The organism is Streptomyces megasporus (assembly GCF_000718985.1).
Classification (GTDB): Bacteria; Actinomycetota; Actinomycetes; order Streptomycetales; family Streptomycetaceae; genus Streptomyces; species Streptomyces megasporus.
The window spans coordinates 253,751-268,796 of sequence record NZ_JODL01000004.1 but is presented as its reverse complement, the minus strand read 5'-3'; the positions used below and the strand labels follow the sequence as shown (position 1 = coordinate 268,796).

Sequence of the window (15,046 nt, the reverse complement as noted above, 5' to 3'; positions counted from 1 at the left end):
GACGGGCGCGGGGAGACGTCGATCCGTGCCCGTCCCGCCTCCTCAGAGGGCGGCGAGGTAGTCCGGCACCGGGATGCCCGGGGCCAGGTCGTCGGCGGGCACGAGGGGGCCGAGGACCTGCCGCACCGGAACGACACCGCTCCAGTGGGGGAGTTCCAGATCCTCCGGCTCGTCGTTCGGGCCTCCGGTGCGGACCTTCGCCGAGACCTCCTCCAACTCCAGGGCGACGACGGCGGTGGCGGCCGACTCCCAGGCGTCGGACCGGCGGGTGTCGGCCGAGCGCCCGGGAACCGCCTGGTCGACGAGGGCGTCGAGCGCGACCGCCCGCTCGGCCGGATCGGTCACCTGGCGGGCGGTGCCGTGCACCACCACCGAGCGGTAGTTGACGGAGTGGTGGAAGGCGGAACGGGCCAGGACCAGACCGTCCAGGTGGGTCACCGTCAGGCACACGGGCAGCCCGGCGTCGCCGGAGGAGCCCGCCGCGCGCAGCGGGCGGGAGCCGGTGGAGCCGTGGACGTACAGGCGCTCGCCGACCCGGGCGTAGAGGGTGGGCAGCACGACCGGGGCGCCGTCGCGGACGAAGCCGAGGTGGCAGACGTACCCCTCGTCGAGGATCGCGTGCACCAGCGCGCGGTCGTATGTGGCGCGCTTGCGACCACGGGTCGGAACCGTGCGCCGGGTCGGAGCGTACGCGCTCCTCGGGGCTGTGTCGGACATGGCCTCACTCCCTGGGTATCCGTCGGACCGGAGCTCCGTCGAACCGTCGGCCGATCGGGACGGGCGATCGGTCGGCCGGTCGAGTCGCCGACTTGCTTCCATGCTTTGCACTAGTGCATATTTGTCTTTGTGCTAGGAGATTATAGGATCGAGGGGCGGCGCGCGGTCGAGATCGCCGCCAGCGTGGAACGGGGCGTGGGAACAGGGGAGTTGGCGCCCGGACGACTCCTGCCGCCCATGCGGGAGTTGGCGGCCGAACTGGGCGTGAACCCCAACACCGTCGCCGCCGCCTACCGCATGCTGCGCGAACGCGGGGTGGTCGAGACGGCGGGGCGGCGCGGCACCCGAGTGCGACCGCGTCCGGCCAGTACCCCCCGAGAGGCGATCCGGGTCGAGGCGCCCGAGGGCGTGCGGGACATCTCCACGGGCAACCCGGACGTCTCGCTGCTGCCGTCGCCGCGCGACGCCCTCGCCGTCGCCGGCGATCGCCACGAGAAGACCCCGATGCTCTACGGAGGCCCCGCCCTCACCGAGGACCTGGCCCGGCTCGCCCGTGCCGCGTTCGACGTCGACGGCGTGCCGGCCGGTCCCGTCGCCGTCACCTCCGGCTCCCTGGACGCCGTCGAACGGGCCCTGACGGCCCATCTCAGGCCGGGGGACGCGGTCGCCGTCGAGGACCCGGGCTGGGGGAGCCTGCTCGACCTGGTCCCGGCCCTGGGACTGCGGACGCTGCCGGTCGCCCTCGACGACGACGGTCCGCTTCCGGACGCGGTGGAGCACGCGCTGCGACAGGGCGCGCGGGCCCTGGTCGTCACCGACCGGGCGCAGAATCCCACCGGGGCAGCCGTCTCCGCCGACCGCGCCCGGGAGTTGCGCCGGGTGCTGGCCGGGCACCCCGGCGTCCTGCTGATCGAGGACGACCACGGGCACGGGATCGTCGACCTCCCCCTCCACCCCCTGGCCGACGCCGACGGCCCCACGGGCCACTGGATGCTGGTGCGCTCCGTGGCCAAGTCGTACGGCCCCGACCTGCGGCTGGCCGTGCTGACCGGCGACACCGTCACCGTCGACCGGGTGGGCGGACGGCAGCGGCTCGGACCGGGATGGGTCAGCCACCTGCTCCAGCACACCGTCACCGCCCTGTGGGAGAGCCGCGCGGTGGACCCTTCCGAGGTCGCCCGTTCCTACGGACGGCGCCGTGACGCGCTGCTCGCCGCGCTCGCCGAGCGCGGGGTGGCGGGGCACGGGCGCAGCGGAATGAACGTGTGGGTGCCGGTGCCCGACGAGACCGGCGCGGTCGCCCGCCTGCTGGCCGCCGGATGGGCCGTCGCTCCCGGCGCCCGGTTCCGGATCGCCTCGCCGCCCGGCATCCGACTGACCGTCTCCGACCTGGCCGCGGACGACATCGGGCCGGTCGCCGACGCGGTGGCGTCGGCGATCCGGCCCATCGAGGCGCGGCGGTACGGCTGAGCGCCGTCCGCTACGGCTCCGCCCGCCGGCGCGGCCGGCTCCGGGTGAGCGCCGCGCCGGCGAGCACGATCAGCGCGCCGACGGGAGTGTTCCAGGCCAAGTGCTCGCCCAACAGCAGCACCCCGGCCGCGGTGGAGACCACGGGGAGGAAGTACGTGACGAGGGTGGCCGTGGTCGGCCCCACCTCCGCCACCAGCCCGTACTGCAGGAGGAAGGCCACCCCGGTGCCCAGGGCGCCGAGCGCCACGACCGCCAGCAGCGGACCGACGGGGAACGACGTCGGGAAGGAGGTGAACAGCGGCGTGACCACGGCCAACTGCACCGTGCCCAGCAGGAGTTGAGAGGTGGACATCGACAGGTTCGAACCGCCGGAGTTCGACAGCGTGCGCCGGACGTAGGCCCAGCCGACGGCGTAGCTCGCCGAGGCCACCAGCGCCATGACCGTGCCCCCGGCGTCCTGGCCGGTGGAACCCTGCCAGGCGCCGAGCACGACGAGGACCCCGACGAAGCCGATGCCGAGCCCGGCGACGCCGCGCCTGGTGGGCCGGTCGTCGGAGAGGGCGGCCAGGGAGAGCAGCATGCTCCACAGCGGAGTGGTGGCGTTGCAGATGCCCGCCAGGGTGGAGGAGATGGTCAACTCGGCGTAGGCGAAGAGCGTGAACGGCAGCGCGTTCAGCAGGAACGCGGCGACCGCCAGGTGCCCCCAGGTCCGCGCCCCCCGGGGCAACCGCTCGCGCCTGACCAACAGGACCGCGCCGAGGACGGCCGTACCGAACACCACCCGGCCCAGGGTGACCTGGAGCGGGGCGTACCCCTGGGTGCCGACCTTGATCAGCAGGAAGCTGAAACCCCAGATCAGGCAGAGGGCGGCGAAGCGGACGCGCCAGTCGACGGAGGGGAGACGGAGACCGGTCCGGTGGTCGCCCGGAAGGGAACCGGCGGGTCTGCCGGACGTGTCGGGGGCCGGCGTGTCGCGGAGCGGAGCGGAAGTGGACATGCGTCAACGATCGTGCTTCGCAAGGTTAAGCACAAGCGAGAATTGATGGAGTCGATCACGTAGCATCGCTTACATGTTGAACCTGGACCGGCTGCGCGTCCTCCACGCCATCGCCCGCCACGGCTCGGTGAGCGGCGCGGCCGAGGGACTGCACGTCACCACCTCCGCCGTCTCCCAACAGATGGCGAAACTGGAGCGCGAGACCGGCCAACAGCTCCTGGCCCGGAACGGCCGCGGCGTCCGGCTCACCGACGCCGGGCGTCTGCTCGCCGGGCACGCCCAGCGCATCCTCTCCCAGCTCGAACTCGCCGAGGCGGACCTGGAGGCCCACCGCGGCCGGGCCGTCGGCGAACTGCTGTTGGGGGCCTTCCCGACCGCCGCCCGCGGCCTGTTCCCCGCCGCCCTGGCGGACCTGCGCGTCGCCCACCCCCACCTGCGCGTCCACCTCCAGGAGATGGAGCCCGACACCGCCGTGCCGCGGCTGGTGCGCGGTGACATCGACCTCGCGGTCGTCCTGGACTGGCACAACCGTCCCCTCTCCCTACCCGAAGGGCTGGCCAAGGAACCGCTCCTGGACGATCCCGCCGACGTGGCGATGCCCGCCGACCATCCCCGCGCGGGAACCGGCCCGGTGGAGCTGACGGACTTCGCCGACGACGAGTGGATCTCCTGGCCCGACGGCGAGTTCTGCCACGACTGGCTGCTGTTCACGCTGCGCGGCCAGGGCGTCGAACCCAGGATCCGCCACACGGCGGGGGAGCACCACACCCAGCTCGCCCTGGTCGGCGCCGGACTCGGAGTGGCCGTCGCGCCCCGACTCGGCCGCGGACCGGTGCCGCACGGGGTCGTCGTCGCCCCCGTGCGGCACACGATGAAGAGGCACGTCTACGCGGTCTGGCGCGAGGACGCCGACCGCAGGCCGTCCATCCGGGCGGCGGTGGCGGCGCTGCGCGGGGCCGCGGACGGCGTCCTCGACTGACCGCGCGGGGCGGACCCGCGCCCGAGGGGCAGGCGCCGTGCCCCCGGGCGCGGGAGCCTCAGAGGGGGCGGCCGACGGCCGCCCGGGGCGTCACGGTCATGCCGCCGGTGCGCTTGGCCCCGGCGGCGCGTTCCTTGCGCAGGGCCCGCATGTAGTCGTCGAAGTCGACCTGGATGGTGTGGCGCTTGCTGGCGACGTAGCGCTTGGCGAGGGCCGACCGGTGGCGGTCGATCTCGGCGTTCATCCGGTCGAGCCCGGGCAGGGCGTAGCGGCCCTGGAGGTGGTCCGCGGCCAGCTCCGACTGCCGCTCGGCGATCGGCATGATCGCGCCGAGCGGCTGGACGAGGCCGATGAAGTACAGGCCGGCGACGGTGGGGTGGAACATGCGCTGGTACAGCCGCACCTGGTTGTCGCCGCTGGGGTCGAGGAAGTCGGTGTCGAAGAAGGGGAAGGAGATCTTGTACCCGGTGCAGTACACGACCAGGTCGGCCGCCACCCGGGTGCCGTCGGTGAAGACCACGTCGGGCCCGTCGAAGTGGTCGATGTTCGGCTTCGGGGTGATCGCGCCGTGCGCGAGGCGGTCCAGGATGCGGCTGGACATCGTCGGGTGCGCCTCGGCGAACCTGTGGTCGGGGTCCTTCAGGCCGTAGCGGGACATCGGTCCGGTGGCGGCGCGCATCAGCGGCCGGGCCAGCCGCCAGCGGACCGCGGCGGGTATCCACTCGCGGCCGGCGATGGCGTCGTAGGGCCTGCCGAAGACGTACTTGGGGATGATGTGGACCCCTCGCCGGTGGGCCAGGTAGGTCTCCTTCGCGTGGTAGCTGGCGTCGACGGCGATGTCCATGGCGGAGTTGCCCATCCCGAGCACCACGACCTTCTTGCCGACCAGTTGCGACTCCTCCTTGTAGTCGTGGGAGTGCATCTGCCGGCCGGTGAAGGTCTCCGCGCCGGGGAAGGCGGGTTCGGGCATGCGAGGGTCCCAGTGGTGGCCGTTGGCCACCAGCACCGCGTCGTACCGGCGGGTCTCACCGGTGCTCAGGCGCACGTCGAACCCGCCGCCGTCCCGGGGCGCGACGTGTTCGACGCCGGTGGTGAACGCGATCCGGTCGCGAAACCCGAAGTGGTCGACGTAGGCGTCGAAGTAGGCGGCGATCTGGTCGTGTCGCGCGAAGTTCGGCAGGTGTTCGGGCATCGGGAAGTCGCTGTACTCCATGCGCGACCGCGAGGTGTTGATGTGCAGCGACCTGTACGACGAGGAGACGCCGTTGCTGTTGTTCCACACCCAGTTGCCGCCGACCCGGTCGGACAGCTCGAAGCAGTCGAACGGGATGCCCCGCTCGTGAAGGACCTTGGCGGCGGCGATGCCGGAGGAACCGGCGCCGATGACACAGGCGCGGGGCAGAGCGGACACGGAGAGACCTCCTGGAAAGGCGTATGACCACTGGTCATGTGACCGGTGGTCACAGTAGAGTCGCACGCCATGAAGAACAACCCGTGTGCACGGATCGAGCGCCACCGCGGTCCGCGTGGCCTGGAGTTGCTGTCCGCGATACCCGCCGTCGAGGACCCGGCCAAGCCCCCTCTGCTGTTCGTCCACGGCCTCGGTCACGGCGCCTGGTGCTGGGAACACTGGCTGTCGGAGGCGGCGACCGCCGGGTACGCCGCCCACGCGGTGTCGCTGCGCGGACACGGGCGGAGTGCCGGCTCGCTCCGCACGGCGCGGTTGTCCCACTACGTGGACGACGTCGTGCACACCGCCGCGTCCCTGCCGCGGCGAGCGGTGCTGGTCGGGCACTCGATGGGCGGCCTGGTGGTGCAGAAGGCCCTGGCGCGCTACTCCGCGCACGCCGGTGTGCTGGTGGCCCCGGTCCCCGCGCACCCCGCCGTGGGCTCCCTGCTGGCCGTGGCCCGCCGGCACCCGACCGATGCGCTCAGAATGGTCCTGGGGGGTTCGCTGCCGCTACGGCCCGAGTACCTGGTGGAGGAACTTTCCCCCGCCGACGCCGCACGCCACGCCGGCCGGTGCGGACCGGAGTCGCCGCTGGCCCAGTACCAACTGCTGTTCCACCGCCCCGCGCCCCCGCCTCGCGGGAACGCGCCCGTGCTGGTGCTGGCCACACCGCAGGACCGGCTGGTTCCGCTTCGCGATGTGCGGGCCACCGCCCGCAGGTACGGCGCCGTGCTCGAGGAGTTCCCCGGCATGGGTCACGATCTGATGCTCGACGCACGCCGGCACGAGCCCTTGCGGACACTCCTCGACTGGCTGCCGACGGCGCGGCCCGCCTCGTGACCTCACGGCCGCGGGGCCCCGAACGCCGCCACGAACACGTCGATCAGTCGGTCGACCGCCGAGGCGACCCGTCGAGGATCACCGCTGTCCAACCCGAGCAGCGGGTCGAGGCCGGGGCTGCGCGGCGCGAGCGCCAGGTGCGGCAGCATGAGCAGCAGCAGCGCCAGCATCGCGTCGAGGTCGGTGTCGGCGCGCAGGTGGCCGGCGGCGCGGCCGCGTTCGACGAGCGGGCGCAGGACCGCGAGGTAGTGACGGTTGACGGTCCGGCGAACGGCCGAGCTCACGGTGTTGTCGGGCTCCAGGTTCACCGCGGCGGTGAGCGCGAGTTCCAGGGGGTGGGAGTCGAAGTAGGCCACCCACAGATGCGCGAGCTCCCGGAACGAGCCGAAGAAGTCCTCCTCCCACGGCAACGCCGGGATGTGCTCCTCCATCGCGGACCGGATGCGGACGCTGGCCAACTCCGACAGATGCGCGTACATGTCGACCTTGTCGGCGAAGTACTGGAACAGGCTGCCCTTGGCGACCCCCGCGTTGCGGGCGATGACGTTCAGGCTGCTCCGGGAGAACCCGTGCTCGGCGAACTCGGCCTCCGCCGCACGCAGCACCGCCTGCCGCCGCTGTTCCGGAAGCCGCTCCCACGTAGGCGTCGGCACCGCCGTCTCCCTCCACTGTCGTGACCACCGGTCACATCATGACGCACCGGACCGACGGCCCGCCGCCGCGTTCGCGGAACCACCGGAAGCCGACCGGCTCCGCCGCGGGCCGTCCCGCGCCCGGCCTCACGAGACGCCCGGGCGCCGGCCGAATCGTTGCGCTGCCGCGTCGCCGATCCCCTTCTTGTGTAGGAAACGGTCTACCGAAAGGGGTGGGCGAATGCTTCTCGAACCGGATGAATGGTCGCGGCTTCGGCGAATGGCGAAGGAAGTCGACGGAAATCCCAGTAGGGGCGAAAAGGGGCATTGTTCCAGCGGAAGGAGCAACGCATGATGCTAAGATCACCGCGGTTGCCAAGCAGTATTCAGCCTTCTGGAGCGGGGGCTTCCATCTGTTCGGCGGTACCGGACAACCGACGGCGCGTCGGCCGCTAGCCTTGATGCCTGTTGGCGGGGCGAGGAGCGCGGCCGACCACTGAGACCTCGGTGCGTCCTTGTGCTCCTCACACCACAGTGCCGCTCGACCCATTTCGTGATCCTCCATCAGAGAGAACCCATGGCAAGTTATGCGCAGGACCCGGCCTTCTGGAGCCTGGCCGCTGTGGCGCTCGGTTCCGTAGGGCTGACGGTCCGAGTGAGTCTGAAAGCCAAGCGGCAGGAAAAGGGATTAACGGAGAAGCTGGCCCAAGCCGAGGCGAAAGCCGAGGAGGCCGCCAGAGAAGTGCAGGAGGTCACCGACGGAAAAATCTCGACGGTCCTCAAGTCCGCCATGCAGACCCTTCGCCTCCTCGCCGCCGAACAGCAGGTCAAGCTCGACGAACTGCAGAGGGAATACGGCGGCCACAAGATCCTGCAGCCGCTCCTGGAAGTGAACCACGCCAACGCGCAGTTCGCCCGACGGGCGCTGGGCATCGCGGTCCTGTGCGGGGGTTTCTCCGGGCGGCGGAAGGAACCCGCGTCGGTCTACGACGTGATCCGCAGCGCCCAGGGGCAGATCAGCCAGTTCGACCGCGTCAAGATCCGTGACCAGAGCGGTTTCGCCGTGGTGCCCAGCGCGGTCGACGGAGTCGCCCTGGCCGTCGCCGAGTTGTTGGCCAACGCCGCGAGCTACTCCCCTCCGGGGACCACGATCGAGGTGAACCTCCAGCCGGTCCAGCGGGGGTTGTGCATCGTCATCGACGACGCCGGCGTCGGCATGAGCGAAGAGGCGAAGCAGCGGGCCGCCGCCCTGTTCTCCGGTGAGTACCGGCCGGGCCTGTCCGAGCTGGGCAACCCACCGCAGTTCGGTTTCCCGGTGGTGGCGGAGTTGGCACGGCGCTTCGGCTTCCACACGGACGTCAGCACCACCTCTCCCTGGGGCGGCGTGCGAGCGATCGTGCGTCTTCCCGAAACACTCCTGACGACGGAGCGCATCGAGCGGAGGAGCACTCTGACCGTGGACGCCGTCCCGCACAGCGCTCCCGGGGAGCAGCCGGCCTCCGAGCGCACCGTCAACGGCCTGCCCAAGCGAGGTGCGCGGAAGGCCCCCATCGCTCTGGTGCGCACGCCACGAGTCGACGACCGGCCGACCGCACCGGCCGAACCGGCCACGCCGGCCGAACCGGCCGAACAGGACAGCAGGGTGACCGCGGCCAGGATGGCGGCGTTCCAACAGGGCACGCGAACCGGCCGACAGCCCATCGTGCCAAGCCAGGAAGGGCAGGAGTCTTGAAGTTTCAGCAAGACCTGTCATGGATGCTCGAGGACATCCTGAAGGTCCCCGGCGCGCAGCACGCGCTCCTCGTCTCCGCCGACGGCCTCAAGCGCGGGGCGACCGTGGAACTCGACCCCGACCTGGCCGACACCGCGGCCGCGGCGATGAGCGGCCTGCAGTCGATCAGCCGCTCCACGGCCAACTTCGCGGGCCCCACGGGCTCACCGCGGTGGCGCCAGACGGTGGTCGAGTTCGACCACGGATGGGTGTTCCTCATCGCGGCCGGCAACGGTGCCTACCTCGCCGTGTCGGCGTCGTCGGACGTCGACATGGGAGACATCACCTTCCGCATGCAACAACTCGTACAGCGGCTCGGGAGGGAAATGACCTCTCCGCCTCGTGAGGCGGCTGGTGAAGCGTGACCACTGAGGATGCGGATTTCGAACTGCGCGGCGAGTTAGTGCGGCCCTATGTGATCACGAATGGCCGTGAACTTCCCTCGGAAAGGGAATTCTCGGTGACGACGCTGGTCACGGTCACGGACGAGGCGCCCAACAGCCGGGTGCTCTCCCCGGAGAGTCGCAGCATCCTGGACCTGTGCTCGGGAGGCTATCTCTCCGTCGTCGAGATCGCCGGACACACGGGACTTCCCCTGGGAATCGTCCGAGCGCTTCTCGCCGAACTCGCGGAAAACAAGCTCATCTGGACCCGTGCGCCGGTACCGAGTGCCGAGAGCGCCGACAAGCAACTTCTCAAGGAGGTGCTGCATGGCCTCCGCAGGCGTTTTGCATGAGCGTGGCCCGATGCATCTGGGATCGTCCGTTCAATCGACGGTGAAGATCCTCGTCGTCGGTCACTTCGGCGTCGGGAAGACGACTTTCGTCGGCAGCATCTCCGAAATCGAGCCGTTGCGCACGGAGGAATTGATCACGGAGGCCAGTACGGGGGTCGACGACCTCGCCGGCACCCCGGACAAGACCACGACCACGGTCGCCATGGACTTCGGCCGCCTCACCCTCAGCGAGACGCTGGTCCTGTACCTGTTCGGCACCCCCGGGCAGCAGCGTTTCCAACAACTGTGGGAGGACCTGTCCATCGGTGCCCTGGGCGCGCTGCTGTTGGTCGACCCGGAGCGGCTGGGCGAGTCGTTCCCGGTCCTGGACCTGGTGGAGCAGTACGGGCTGCCGTGCGCGGTGGGGGTCAACCACTTCGACGGCTCCCCCTCCTACGCCATGGACGAGGTCCGTGAAGCGCTCAACCTGCCCCACGACACCCCCGTGGTCCCGTGCGACGTCCGAGACCGGAAGTCCGCGGCCGACACGCTGATCACCCTCGTGGAATACCTCCATTCCCGCACCGACTAGGAGTTCCCCCCGTGTCACACCAGACGGATCACCGGCAGCCCCCGCCGGGCTGTCCCGCCCACGGCAGAGTCCCGCTGTACACCCCCGAGTTCGGGGAGGACCCGGACGGCTACTACGCCCACCTCCGGCAGTTCGGCGCCAGCGGGCCCGTGGAGATGGCCCCTGGTGTCGAGGCCGAACTGGTGACGAACTACTCGGCCGCCCTGCAGATCCTGCAGAACCCCGGCACCTTCGTCCGGGACGCACGCCGCTGGCGCGCTCTCAACGAGGGTCGGATACCGGCGGACAGTCCCGCCCTGCCGATGATGGCCCACCGGCCCAACGCCCTGTTCTCCGACGGCGCCGACCACGCGCGGCTGCGGCAGGTGGTGACCGACGGCCTGTCCACCGTGGACCCGCACCGGCTGGGCCGCCACGTCGAGCAGGTCGCCGACTACCTCATCGACCAGTTCAGCAGCCGGCCCGGAGGCAGGGCCGACCTCATGGTCGACTACGCCCAGCAACTGCCCCTGCTGATCTTCGGCGAACTCTTCGGATGCCCCGCCGACATCGGTGACAGGGTCGTCTTCGGAGTCACGGGAATCTTCGAGGGCGGCCCCGAGGCCGAACGGGCCAACAAGGTTCTCGGAGAGGCCCTCCACGAACTGGTCACGCTCAAACGCCGCTCTCCCGGCGACGACGTGACCTCCCACATGCTCAAGCACTCGGCCGGTCTCAACGACGGCGAGATGGTCAACCAACTCGTCACACTGCTGTCGGGCGGCACGGCGCCCCTGACGTCCCTCATCAGCACGGGCATCGCCCTCGTGCTCGGCGACGACCGGTACTCGGGCACCCAACTGCTGGTCGAGGACGCCGTCAGCGAAGTGCTGTGGAAGTACGCCCCCATCGCCAACTACGCCGTCCACTACCCGGTACAGGACGTGGAGCTCGACGGCAGGGTGCTGCGGGCCGACGCCCCCGTGGTCATCAGCTTCGCCGCCGCCAACACCGACCCGGCCGTGGCCGCGGACCCCTGGGCGCTCCGGGGACGGGCCCACCTCGCGTTCGGCGCGGGCCCCCACGCCTGCCCGGCCAAGGACCCGGCCGTCCTCATCGGGAACGCGGCCATCGAGAAGCTGCTCAACCGGCTGACCGACATCACCCTGACCACCGACTTCCAGAGCCTGACCTGGCAGCCGACCCCCTGGAGCAGAACACTCACCGCCCTGCCCGTCCGCTTCACCCCGACCCCGCCCTCCACCCGGCGAACCGCGGCTCCCACCCAGGAAGCCGAAGCCGGCCGTGCCGGTGCGGCGTCCCGGTCGGCGCCGGCGCCCGCGACGAAGACCACGCGCTGGAGCGCGTTCCTGAAATGGCTCACGGGAGCGTGATCCACCCTGTCCCGGGCGCCGGAAGCATCCCCGGCGGAGACCACGCCGGGGATGCGCTGTCCGGCGCGGCACACCGGGAGTGTGACCTACCCGACAGCACATGACGGGGGCACATCGCATCAACGTACGACCACATGGGTAGGGACGAGGCGCCGATCCGAGTGATCTTGTAAAGGAGTCGATCGCGTGGAACCCGCGATAGCCCGCCCCGTCGACCGGCGTTCCGTGACCGCCCTCTTCTCCCGTCTGCGCACGGCACAGGGGCAGGCGGACCCCTTCCCGTACTACGCGAAACTCCGGTCGATGGGGGACATCGTCCCGGCCCCCTGGGGCGGGTACCTGGTCACCTCCTTCGACCTGTGCGACCGGTTACTGCGCAGCCGGGACTGGCTCGTGCCCGACGCCCGCTGGCGCGCCCTCCAGGGAGAATCGACGCGCTGGAACGCGGCCTCCTCGCGGGAGATGAGCAAGACCCTGCCGGCGCTCAACCCGCCGGACCACACCCGCGTCCGCAAGGCCACGGGCAACATGTTCGACCGCAGGGCACTGGAGGACCTCCGGCACTCGGTCGCCGAGATCACCGACGACCTGCTCGACCGTCTCGCCGAACACCTGGAGGACGGCGAAGCGGACTTCAACGCCCTGGTCAGCGAGGAACTCCCGGTGATCACCATCGGTCGGTGGCTCGGCCTGCCGTCCGGTGACCACCCCCTGCTGCGCGACCTCACCCACGACCAGGTGTTCGCCCAGGAACTCCTCCCCTCGGCCAGCCAACTGGCCCTCTCCGACGCCGCGACGGCGCAGTTGGGCAAGTACTTCACCGCCCTGGTCCACGAGCGACGCGCCCGGCCCGGACCGGACCCGGTGTCGGCATGGCTGCGGGTCTGGGACGAGATCGAACCCGACCGGGAGGCCGCCGACGAGGCCGTCTACCACATCACCCTGTTCGTGCTCCTGGCGGCGCTGGAGACGACCGCCACCCTGCTGTCGACGACGGTGCGGCTCCTGCTCGAACACCCCGATCAGTGGGCGTGGCTCCGCGCGCATCCCGAGCACGTCCCCACGGCGGTGGAGGAGGCCCTGCGTTACGACGCCCCCACCCACGTCATCAGCCGGATCGCGGGCAAGGACCTCACCGTCGCCGGCGTCGACGTCCACGCGGACCGGATGGTCCACCTCATGGTCGGGGCGGCCAACCGGGACCCGGCCCACCACACCGACCCCGACCGTTTCGACGTCCGTCGCCCCAGACCGGCCCACCTGAGTTTCAGCGGAGGCATCCACTACTGCCTCGGCGCGCCCCTGGCCCGCCTGGAGGCCACCACGCTGCTGACCGCTCTCCTGGACCGCTTCCCCTCCCTCCGGTTGGCTCGCCCGCCCCAGTGGGCCCCCCGCGTGGCCTTCCGCCGCATGTTGACCCTGCCCGTAGCCCACCCTTGAGGTATCCGTGAGCTCCGCCGTGACCCCAACCGCGACCCCAACCGCGGCCTCCACCGCGACACCCACCGTGATCGAAGGCCACTACAAGACGCTCCAGGTCGGCCAGGAGGGCCCCGTCCTGCACGTCCGGCTCAACAGCCCGGAGACCGGCAACGCCCTCACCGCGGACATCCTCGACGAACTCATCAGCGTTCTCGGCACGGTCAACGACCGCCTCGACGTCCGGATCATCGTCCTGTCCGGCGCCGGGGACGACTTCTGCCTGGGCGCGGACCGGGGGGAGTTCGCCACCTCCCTCGAGGACGACCCCACCGGAGCGCACCTCCGTGTGATCGCGGACAAGGCCCGACGTGTCTGCGAGGCCCTGGACACCGCCCACGCGGTCACCATCGCCCGGCTCCACGGCAGGGTCATCGGCGCCGGCCTCGCACTCGCGATCTTCTGCGACCTGCGTGCCGGAGCCGACACCTGCCGCTTCCGCCTCCCCGAGACGAGCCTGGGCGTGGCACCCGTGTGGGGTGGTGTCCTGCCCCGCCTGCTGAACGAGGCGGGCACCGCCCGGATCCGTGAACTCATCCTCACCAGCGCCCCCTTCGACGCGGCGCGGGCCCACGAGATGTCCATCCTCCACAAGGCGGTGCCCGCCGAGGAACTCGACGCCACCGTCGAAGCCTGGGTCAAGCCACTGATACGCCGCCCCCGCGGGGCACTGCCCTTGGCGAAGGCGATACTCGGCTCCTACTCCAGGGGGAACCGCCTCGCCGACGGCGGCCTCCTCGACGCCCAACTGCTCTCCGCGGCCTGCGCGATCGGCGCCCTCGACCGACCCGACTGACACCGGGAGTCGCCGGAGCCCGGTCCGTGACCGGTGACGCGGGGAGAGCGGCCCCGACGGAGGCGAGTGCCGCGAGCAGCGGAGCGAGGACGACCGCCGCGGGCGGGAGATCGGCTCCCCGCGCGGTCGGGCTCCGGGTGGCCGAGCCTGGGACGGGGCGCCCCGGAGGACCGGTCCGTGGCGGTCCTCCGGTGGCGGAGGCAAGGCGTCAGACGTTGACGCCGAAGTCCTGGGCGATGCCGCGCAGCCCCGAGGCGTAGCCCTGGCCGATGGCCCGGAACTTCCACTCACCGCCGTGGCGGTAGAGCTCGCCGAAGACCATGGCGGTCTCGGTGGCGGCGTCCTCGCTCAGGTCGTAGCGGGCCAGCGAGGTTCACCTTGATGACCTCGTCGTCGCCGTCGCCCTCGCCGGTGAGGTTGTCACCGGTGTGCTCGACCGATCCGTCGGGGCTGGTGAGGTTGTTGTAGAAGACGAAGTGCCGGTCGGATGCGACCTTCCCGGAAGCGCCGCACAGCAGCGCGCTGGCGTCCAGGTCGTAGTCGGTTCCGGTGGTCGTCCGCACGTCCCAGCCCAGGCCGACGAGGACCGCGCTCAGTCCCGGGGCCTCCTTGCTGAGCGAGACGTTGCCACCTTTGGACAGGGATACTCCCACGCTTTCCTCCTGTGACGCGTTGGTCTGCGCGGTTCTCGGGACTGCCGAACCCGCCCTTGAAATCTACAGCAATGTAGAAGATGTGGGGGAGGCCGGGTTGCCGCACGTCTACGATGTACCGCCGACCCGGCGAGTGAGACGGGGGAGCATGGGGCTGAAGGGAGACGGTGTGGTGGATCGGGATGCGACCGGAGCGTCCCAGCGGCCTCGTCCGCACCGGCGGGGCCGGGGCGAGCTGGAGGCCCAGGTGCTCTCGGCGCTGCGCGAGGCGCCGGGCCCGGTGGACACCGCGTGGGTGCGGGAGCGGCTCGGCGGCTCCCTGGCGTACACCACCGTGATCACCATCCTGACCCGGCTGTTGGCCAAGGGCGTGGTGACGCGGCAGAGGTCGGGCCGGTCGTTCGTGTGGGCGCCGACCGCGGACGAGGCGGGGTTGGCGGCACTGCGCATGCGGAGGCTCCTGGACGGAGAGAGCGACCGCCAGGCGGTGCTGGCGAGTTTCGTGACCTCGCTGCCGCCGGACGACGAGCGGCTGCTGCGGGAACTTTTGGGCCGGGCGGAGGAACCGGAGGACTGATGTCC

At 71.1% G+C, this 15,046-nt stretch carries 15 protein-coding genes and 1 pseudogene; 11 read left to right on the top strand and 5 right to left on the bottom strand.

All coding sequences use genetic code 11. The annotated features are described in order from the left end of the window. Positions 1-42: 42 nt before the first annotated feature. Positions 43-717, bottom strand: coding sequence for a pyridoxamine 5'-phosphate oxidase family protein (locus IF47_RS0105955; protein ID WP_031507186.1), 675 nt, complete (start codon positions 715-717; stop codon positions 43-45). A 129-nt stretch (positions 718-846) separates the two neighbouring features. Here IF47_RS0105955 and IF47_RS0105950 point away from each other — a divergent pair, with 129 nt between their 5' ends. Beyond that, on the top strand, positions 847-2,187 hold the full coding sequence (locus IF47_RS0105950; RefSeq protein ID WP_031507185.1) for an aminotransferase class I/II-fold pyridoxal phosphate-dependent enzyme: 1,341 nt from the start codon (positions 847-849) through the stop codon (positions 2,185-2,187). 10 nt (positions 2,188-2,197) lie between these two features. Here IF47_RS0105950 and IF47_RS0105945 read toward each other — a convergent pair whose 3' ends face one another. Continuing rightward, entirely contained in the window at positions 2,198-3,184 is a 987-nt protein-coding gene (locus IF47_RS0105945; RefSeq protein ID WP_031507183.1) for a DMT family transporter, read from the bottom strand. Between the two features lie 73 nt (positions 3,185-3,257). On the opposite strand from IF47_RS0105945, the gene IF47_RS0105940 reads away from it, so the two are divergent. Then, positions 3,258-4,163 (top strand): LysR family transcriptional regulator, encoded by a 906-nt coding sequence (locus IF47_RS0105940; protein WP_031507182.1) that lies wholly within the window; start codon positions 3,258-3,260, stop codon positions 4,161-4,163. A gap of 58 nt (positions 4,164-4,221) precedes the next feature. Here the strand turns inward: IF47_RS0105940 and IF47_RS0105935 are convergent, their stop codons facing one another. Then, positions 4,222-5,574 (bottom strand): flavin-containing monooxygenase, encoded by a 1,353-nt coding sequence (locus IF47_RS0105935; protein ID WP_051717093.1) that lies wholly within the window; start codon positions 5,572-5,574, stop codon positions 4,222-4,224. Positions 5,575-5,643: 69 nt separating this feature from the next. On the opposite strand from IF47_RS0105935, the gene IF47_RS0105930 reads away from it, so the two are divergent. After that, positions 5,644-6,453, top strand: a complete 810-nt coding sequence (locus tag IF47_RS0105930; protein WP_037732001.1) for an alpha/beta hydrolase — start codon at positions 5,644-5,646, stop codon at positions 6,451-6,453. A gap of 2 nt (positions 6,454-6,455) precedes the next feature. Here IF47_RS0105930 and IF47_RS0105925 read toward each other — a convergent pair whose 3' ends face one another. Beyond that, complete coding sequence (locus tag IF47_RS0105925; RefSeq protein ID WP_031507178.1) at positions 6,456-7,106, bottom strand: TetR/AcrR family transcriptional regulator; 651 nt, start codon at positions 7,104-7,106, stop codon at positions 6,456-6,458. Between the two features lie 556 nt (positions 7,107-7,662). Here IF47_RS0105925 and IF47_RS0105920 point away from each other — a divergent pair. The 7 genes from IF47_RS0105920 (at position 7,663) to IF47_RS0105890 (ending at position 13,811) form a co-directional block, all read left to right on the top strand. After that, positions 7,663-8,817, top strand: a complete 1,155-nt coding sequence (locus tag IF47_RS0105920) for an ATP-binding protein (protein WP_031507177.1) — start codon at positions 7,663-7,665, stop codon at positions 8,815-8,817. 23 nt (positions 8,818-8,840) lie between these two features. Then, the gene (locus IF47_RS0105915; RefSeq protein ID WP_031507175.1) at positions 8,841-9,221 is read left to right on the top strand and encodes a roadblock/LC7 domain-containing protein; all 381 of its coding nucleotides are present in this window, start codon (positions 8,841-8,843) and stop codon (positions 9,219-9,221) included. Then, complete coding sequence (locus IF47_RS0105910) at positions 9,218-9,592, top strand: DUF742 domain-containing protein (protein ID WP_051717088.1); 375 nt, start codon at positions 9,218-9,220, stop codon at positions 9,590-9,592. The genes IF47_RS0105915 and IF47_RS0105910 overlap by 4 nt, the downstream gene beginning before the upstream one ends. Positions 9,593-9,602: 10 nt before the next feature. Beyond that, a complete protein-coding gene (locus IF47_RS0105905; RefSeq protein WP_031507173.1) occupies positions 9,603-10,163 on the top strand; it encodes a GTP-binding protein in 561 nt (186 codons plus the stop codon). 11 nt (positions 10,164-10,174) lie between these two features. Continuing rightward, complete coding sequence (locus IF47_RS0105900) at positions 10,175-11,536, top strand: cytochrome P450 family protein (protein WP_031507172.1); 1,362 nt, start codon at positions 10,175-10,177, stop codon at positions 11,534-11,536. A gap of 186 nt (positions 11,537-11,722) precedes the next feature. Next, on the top strand, positions 11,723-12,976 hold the full coding sequence (locus IF47_RS0105895; protein ID WP_031507170.1) for a cytochrome P450: 1,254 nt from the start codon (positions 11,723-11,725) through the stop codon (positions 12,974-12,976). Between the two features lie 19 nt (positions 12,977-12,995). Next, positions 12,996-13,811: an enoyl-CoA hydratase/isomerase family protein gene (locus IF47_RS0105890; RefSeq protein ID WP_342667242.1), complete on the top strand. Its 816-nt coding sequence runs from the start codon at positions 12,996-12,998 to the stop codon at positions 13,809-13,811. A 208-nt stretch (positions 13,812-14,019) separates the two neighbouring features. On the opposite strand, the pseudogene IF47_RS27515 reads toward IF47_RS0105890, so the two are convergent. Beyond that, positions 14,020-14,464, bottom strand: a pseudogene (locus IF47_RS27515) (TerD family protein). A gap of 148 nt (positions 14,465-14,612) precedes the next feature. On the opposite strand from IF47_RS27515, the gene IF47_RS0105880 reads away from it, so the two are divergent. Further along, the gene (locus tag IF47_RS0105880; RefSeq protein WP_051717086.1) at positions 14,613-15,041 is read left to right on the top strand and encodes a BlaI/MecI/CopY family transcriptional regulator; all 429 of its coding nucleotides are present in this window, start codon (positions 14,613-14,615) and stop codon (positions 15,039-15,041) included. The last annotated feature ends 5 nt before the right edge of the window (positions 15,042-15,046 follow it).